Source organism: Lutibacter sp., assembly GCF_041555395.1.
Classification (GTDB): domain Bacteria; phylum Bacteroidota; class Bacteroidia; order Flavobacteriales; family Flavobacteriaceae; genus Lutibacter.
On sequence record NZ_JBFFKM010000085.1, the window covers coordinates 1 to 6,743 of the forward strand.

6 protein-coding genes and 2 tRNA genes are annotated in these 6,743 nt (G+C 33.2%); 2 read left to right on the plus strand and 6 right to left on the minus strand.

Annotated features, from left to right (window positions below):
• A partial coding sequence (locus ABY285_RS11910) for a mannose-1-phosphate guanylyltransferase (RefSeq protein ID WP_372770346.1) occupies positions 1-633 on the plus strand: 633 nt, incomplete at its 5' end.
• Between the two features lie 11 nt (positions 634-644).
• Positions 645-2,048 carry a DUF389 domain-containing protein gene (locus ABY285_RS11915; protein ID WP_372770348.1) on the plus strand — a complete coding sequence of 468 codons (1,404 nt, stop codon included), beginning with the start codon at positions 645-647 and terminating at the stop codon, positions 2,046-2,048.
• Here the strand turns inward: ABY285_RS11915 and ABY285_RS11920 are convergent.
• The 6 genes from ABY285_RS11920 to ABY285_RS11945 form a co-directional block, all read right to left on the minus strand.
• Complete coding sequence (locus tag ABY285_RS11920) at positions 2,045-4,453, minus strand: TonB-dependent receptor domain-containing protein (RefSeq protein WP_372770350.1); 2,409 nt, start codon at positions 4,451-4,453, stop codon at positions 2,045-2,047. The genes ABY285_RS11915 and ABY285_RS11920 overlap by 4 nt on opposite strands.
• 120 nt (positions 4,454-4,573) lie before the next feature.
• Positions 4,574-4,654 (minus strand) — tRNA-Tyr (locus ABY285_RS11925).
• Between the two features lie 44 nt (positions 4,655-4,698).
• Positions 4,699-4,771, minus strand: a tRNA-Lys gene (locus ABY285_RS11930).
• A 62-nt stretch (positions 4,772-4,833) separates the two neighbouring features.
• On the minus strand, positions 4,834-5,601 hold the full coding sequence (locus tag ABY285_RS11935) for an ABC transporter ATP-binding protein (protein ID WP_372770352.1): 768 nt from the start codon (positions 5,599-5,601) through the stop codon (positions 4,834-4,836).
• The gene (locus tag ABY285_RS11940; protein WP_372770354.1) at positions 5,602-6,342 is read right to left on the minus strand and encodes an MlaE family ABC transporter permease; all 741 of its coding nucleotides are present in this window, start codon (positions 6,340-6,342) and stop codon (positions 5,602-5,604) included. It lies immediately after the preceding gene.
• 282 nt (positions 6,343-6,624) lie between these two features.
• Positions 6,625-6,743: DUF6526 family protein (locus ABY285_RS11945; RefSeq protein ID WP_372768783.1), on the minus strand; the 119-nt coding region annotated here is incomplete at its 5' end.

Consider the following 6,743-nt stretch of genomic DNA (forward strand, 5'->3'; position numbering starts at 1 on the left):
CCATCAGAGCCAAATACCGGTTACGGATATATTAAGTTTAGCCCTTCAGAAAATGCTATAAAAAAAGTAACTGATTTTACAGAAAAACCAAACTTGGAAACTGCTGAACAATTTTTGAAAAGTGGCGATTACCTATGGAATGCCGGTATTTTTGTTTGGAGTGCAAAAAGCATTTTAAAAGCTTTTGAAGCCCATTTGCCTGAAATGCATGCTCTATTTTCAAAAGGGCAAAATAGTTACAATAAGACTTCCGAAAATGATTTTATTGAAAAAAATTATGCTTTTTCAGAAAATGTATCCATCGACTTTGGGATTATGGAAAAAGCAGAGAATGTTTATATATTGCCTGTTGAATTTGGATGGAATGATCTTGGAACATGGGGTTCTCTTTATAACAAACTTACCAAAGACAAAGACCAAAACGCTACTGTTGGTGGAAATGTTATCTATCGAGATTCCAAAAATAATATCGTTAGAACGCAATCTGGAAAACGTGTTGTTATCCAAGGTTTAAATGACTTTATTGTAATTGAAAAAGATGACGTAATTCTTATTTGCCCAAAAAACAAAGAACAAGAAATAAAACAAATAACTTCAGCAGTGAAAGCTGAATTTGGAGCAGATTTTGTTTAAAAAATGTAATTATGGAAAACAAAGATAAGAACCAGCCTGCCATAAATAAAAATTTAAAAGAAGCCTGGGAAAGTTTAAAAGAATTTTTATTCGAACTGCTTGACATTAGACATGACACAGACAAAAAAGGCACTACTGAAGATATAAAAGAAAACATTTCAATGAAAGGCCACACCGCATGGGTATTGGTTTTTTCAATTTTAATAGCTTCAATTGGCTTAAATATCAGTTCCCCGGCCGTTGTTATAGGTGCCATGCTCATTTCTCCCTTAATGGGTCCAATTTTAGGTGTTGGGTTGTCTATTGGAACAAACGATATTGATACCTTAAAACGATCCTTAACCAATCTAGGTGTTATGATTGGATTAAGTTTGGCAACTTCATTCTTATTCTTTTTAATTCCAATATTCAGAAATGAAACACCTGAACTTTTAGCAAGAACCGCACCTGATGTTCGCGATGTATTTATTGCAATTGCCGGTGGTTTGGCATTGATTATTGCTATAAGCAGAAGGAGCAAACAAACCAACACCATTGCAGGTGTTGCCATTGCCACAGCTTTAATGCCGCCGCTTTGCACCGCTGGATACGGACTGGCAATAGGCAATTTTAGCTATTTTGGCGGCGCTATGTTTTTATTTACAATCAACACCATATATATTGCATTGGCAGCTTTTGCAATTGTGAAGTTTTTACATTTCCCCATGGTTAAATATCTCGATTCAGCCAAAAGAAAACGTATTGCACGTTTAGCTTCTTTCGTTGCATTTTTAGTTTTCGCAGGAAGTATTTATATGTTTTTTAATTTATTTAAAATAAATCAATTTAAACAATCTGCTGAAAATTTTATAGCTGATTTAAAAAAGAGCGGAATTAGCATTATTGATGAAAAAGCTGAAGATCTGGATTATAAAGAAAATAGTGTAAAAATTTATATTTATGGCAAAACACTTTCTTCAGAAGAAATTAATTATTGGACAGCAAAACTTCCTAATTATGGACTAACTGATACCAAATTAATTGTTGAACAAAGTGTTGATTCTGATTTAATGCATGAGGTTGAAAACCTGACGGAATTATACAAACAAAATCAAATACTAATTTCCACAAGAGATGAATCCTTAAAAGAAAAAGAAGCTAAACTTAATCTTTTAGAAACCGAATTGTCTAAATTTTACGCTTCTGAAATTCCTTTTGTACAAATAAGTAAAGAAGCTCAGATTAATTATAGCGGCTTAAAGCAATTAAGCTACGCTAAGCAGGTTAATACTAATTTTAAGACAGTAGATACCATTACCGTATTTAATGCAGAATGGGACAAATCTGTGCCAAAAAAAGATCTGAAAAAGGACCAATTAAAAAAATGGCTTAAAACACGTTTAAATTTAGATACTTTGATTGTAAACCACAACTAAAAATCTACAATAAGCCCAAATCTTGGAAGAACGGTACCGGAAGTGTTTTCAATGCTTTCCAACACATATTTTGAGTCGTCATTAGAATCAATTATTTTATTTCCATTTGCATCAACAGTCGGAATTAAATAAGGCTGCTCAATCGCTTCTCCCGCCAAAACATTTTGAACATCAACATAAAAATTTAGGGAAAACTTCTTCCAATACCACGATTTGTCTATTCGAAGATCCAGTTGAGAATACGTTTTAAATCGCTCTGTGTTTAATTTTCCAAAATCTAAAATTCCTTGGTTTGAAACATCATAATTTTCAATAATAGAAGATGCATCCAAATCGTACGGCGTAAAAGGCCGTCCGCCAACCAATCTATATTTTCCGCCAATTTCCCAATTTCGTTTAAGTTTTTTCCCTCCCGTTACAGTAAGTAAATGTTTGTTATCCCAGGTTGAAGGAAGGTAGTTATTTAAATTATCTTTAAATTCACTAACCACAAAAGTGTAAGATAAAATACCGTACAATCCGGAAAAAGATTTCTTTTGGGCGAAAAACTCAAAACCATATGCCCTTCCTTCAGAAGTTGATGTCACTTCTTCATTTCCCACAACGCCAAAATCTGAACCTAAATTTGCCAGACTAATCTGATTTCTTATAGAAAAAGGATAATTTTTATACGATTTATAAAAACCTTCCACACTAATTTTAGAAAGGTTATTTGGGGTATATTCAAGTCCGCTCACCAAATGATTAGCCTGAAGGTATTTTAGGCCATTATTTTTATTTACTAAAAGTCCGTTATTGTCCCGAAAGCCCAAAATAGTATACGCAGGAAGTTGGTAATAACTGCCAACCGTAGAAATTACCGACCAGTTTTCATTCAGAGAATAGCTCAAAGCGAGCCTTGGAGAAAATTGGTTGAAAGGATTTTCCATTTCGCCATTGTAACCGGCTCCATCCAATCGCAAGCCCAAAGAAACGCCCAAGGTTGAATTAAAATATTTTTTAGACAAATTCCCAAACAATTCATACTTCAAAATGTTCAACTTTGAACTGAAATTTTGCAACTCAACAGAAGATGAATTAGCCCATTTATTATACGTATCATTAATATATTTTGCTTGTGTCATACCAACACCAATGTCTAATTTATATTTGTTTTTCAATGTCAGAAAATTTTCAAACCTAAATTTATCCTCAATTTCCTTGGAAGCATATTTTAATAATAAGTCAGATGGAGTGCTTGTGTTGTTAAAATATTTAACGGCTTCATTGTTCCATTCGCTTCGGCTGAAAACAACTTGTTGAATCGTTTTTTCTCCAAAATGTTTATAGGATGCGCCAACTGTATAATTCCATTGGTTTTGGATTGGAATATTGCTTAAAATATAATTATTTCTTTTGATGGTTTTTTCCTCGGTTACACTGTTATTTACACTTTCATTTAATTCGAAATTATCAATCGCCCCAATTCCAATTAAAGCTATTTCACTATTTTCAGATAATTGATGTTTCACTTTGAACTGAAAATCATTATAGGTAGGCAAAAAGGGCAGTTTTATTAACTTAAAAAGAAACTTCAGATAAGATTGGCGTACAGAAGCTATAAAGGTTGTTTTATCGCCTAACGGTCCATCCAAGGTTATTCCAGCATCAGAGGTTCCTATAGTTGCCCTAACATTCAATTTATCGGGATTGCCGTCCTTTTGAGTAAATTCAATAACAGCACTTAAAGCATTTCCTCTGTTTGAAGGAAAAGCGCCTGAATAAAAATCAGCTTTTCTAATTAAATCGGCATTGATAATTCCGACCGGACCACCAGTTGCTCCTTGCGTTTGAAAATGATTTATCACCGGAATTTCTATGCCGTCCAAATAAAATTTACTTTCACTTGGCGCACCGCCCCTTATAATAATGTCATTTCGAAATCCAGGATTAGAAGCAACGCCTGGAAAAGACTGAATTACTTTTAAAATATCCCTGTTTCCTCCAGGATTTTTTTCTATTTCTGCAATTCCTACTGATTGAAATGAAATAGGGCTTTCCATTGATTTTTTAAACAAATTACTTTGTACAACAACTTCCTTCAATTGTTCACTGTCTTCAATCAATTCAACAAAAACATAAGGAGTTTTATCATTGGTCACCAAATAGCTTTCAGACAATTTCGTACGGTAACCTACTATTGAAACTTGTACTTTAACATAGCCCAATGGAACATTGTTAATTGTAAATTCACCTCGTTCATTGGTGTTTGTTCCTATTGTTGTTCCATCAACCAAAACATTGGCAAAAACAAGGGCTTCTCTCGTATTAAAATCTATTACTTTTCCTTTAAGTATCCCTTTATTTTGTGAAAACCCAATTGATAGACTTAATAGAAAAAAACAGAGTACAACATTTTTAATCATATCGAAAAATTCAATTTCAAGCAAATGTACAATTTTGTTTAATACTATTTAATTAAAGTTAAACGTTTTTGACCGATGTTTACAAAAAAAGCCTCAAACAAATTTGTTTGAAGCTTTTTGTGGTGAGAGAAGGATTCGAACCTTCGAAGCTTGCGCAGCAGATTTACAGTCTGCCCTCGTTGGCCACTTGAGTATCTCACCAAAATTTTAAATTAAAAAGCTCCTCTATCTTGAGAAGCTTTTTGTGACCGGGCTGGGGCTCGAACCCAGGACCACCTCCTTAAAAGGGAGGTGCTCTACCAACTGAGCTACCAGGTCATTCTTTTCCTTTTTAGCGGCTGCAAATATAAGGGTATATTTAATAAAAACAAACTTCTAACCTACTTTGTTTCTTTTAAATAAGCCTCCCTTACTTTTCTAAATAAATTGGAAGAATATACAAAATTCACAATTGCCTCATTTTCAGTTTTAAATATCTCTTTATTCGATCCTTCCCATTCTTTTACGCCATCTTTTAAAAAAATAATTTTTTCTCCAATTTCCATAACAGAATTCATATCATGTGAATTTATCACCGTAATTATTTGATATTCTTCCGTAATTTCTTTAATTAAATTATCGATGACTGTCGCTGTATTCGGATCTAAACCAGAATTGGGTTCATCACAAAATAAGTACTTTGGATTCATGACAATGGCCCTGGCAATTGATACTCTTTTTTGCATACCTCCGGACAATTCAGCCGGAAATTTTTTATTTGCATTTTCTAAATTCACCCTTTTTAAAACAAAATTTACGCGATCAAGATTTTCAGCAAAAGATTGATCTGTAAACATTTTCAAGGGAAACATAATATTTTCTTCAACTGTTAATGAATCATAAAGAGCTCCTCCCTGAAAAACCATTCCAATTTCCTGCCGTAACAGCCTGTGCTCCTTAATACTGAGTTCTGTATGCTTTCTTCCATCAAAACAAATTATCCCGCTATCGGGAATGTGCAACCCAATCAAACATTTTAAAAAAACCGTTTTACCAGATCCGCTCTGACCAATAATCATATTGGTTACTCCTTTTTCAAAAGTGGTTGAAATTCCTTTTAAAACCGGAATGCCTTTAAATTCTTTATATAAATCCGTAACTTCAATCATTTATCCTAAAAGCATTTGGGTTAAAAAATAGTTTAATAAAATGATAACAACACTAGTCCAAACTACAGCTTGCGTGCTTGCCCGGCCAACTTCTAATGATCCGCCTTTTACATAATAGCCATGATAAGCAGGTATGGTTGCGATTACAAATGCAAAAACTACTGTTTTAATTAAAGCATATTTGATGTAGTAAGAATCAAAATCAAGTCGAACTCCGTAAATATAATCTTCACTATAAAATAAATCAGTTAAAGTTCCGGCTACATACCCTCCAAAAATACCTAAAAACATGGCCAAGGAAATTAACAAGGGGTAAAAAAACACGGTTGCAATAATTTTAGGCAACACCAAATAATTTAAAGAATTGATCCCCATGACTTCCAAGGCATCAATTTGCTCAGTGACTCTCATGGTGCCAATACTTGAAGAAATATATGACCCCACTTTTCCAGCCAAAATAACACTCATAAATGTTGGCGCAAATTCCAAAATCATAGATCGCATTGTAGCAAAGCCTATTAAGTATTTAGGTATAAAAGGACTATCAACATTTAAAGCAGTTTGAATAGCCACAACTCCACCTACAAAAAAAGAGATAAAAGCAATTATCCCTAATGATTTAAGCCCTAAATCTTCAATTTCCCTAAATAACATTTCTCTAAAAACCGACCATTTCTGTGGCTTTCTAAAAACTTGCCGAAGCATAATAAAATACTTCCCAACATGCCTTAAGTAGTTCATTGAATTTATTTTTGGCTAAAATATTAAATTAATACTACCTATAATCCCTTTTTATCACTTAAATTCATCACTGCCAATAAAAAAACTATAAAAATTTAAATCAGAATAAAGTGACTTTTTGAATTATTATTTAAGTTTTGGTACCTTGTGCAGGTAATCGTGGCTTAATCTAAATTTACAATATCTTTATCTGCTGAAAGAGTTATATCAGTTAATATCGAAATTAAAAATCCTCCCGTATAATAGGAGGATTTTTTCCTTTAAAAGTCGATCGATTATATCTTAAACACGATATTGGTCCGCTTTCCAATTGCTTATTGCCTTTTTAATGTCATTTTCAGAAAGATTTTCCATGGCTGCTTTTTCAGCTAAGGCAACAAATTCCCGATCAGAAGCAAAAC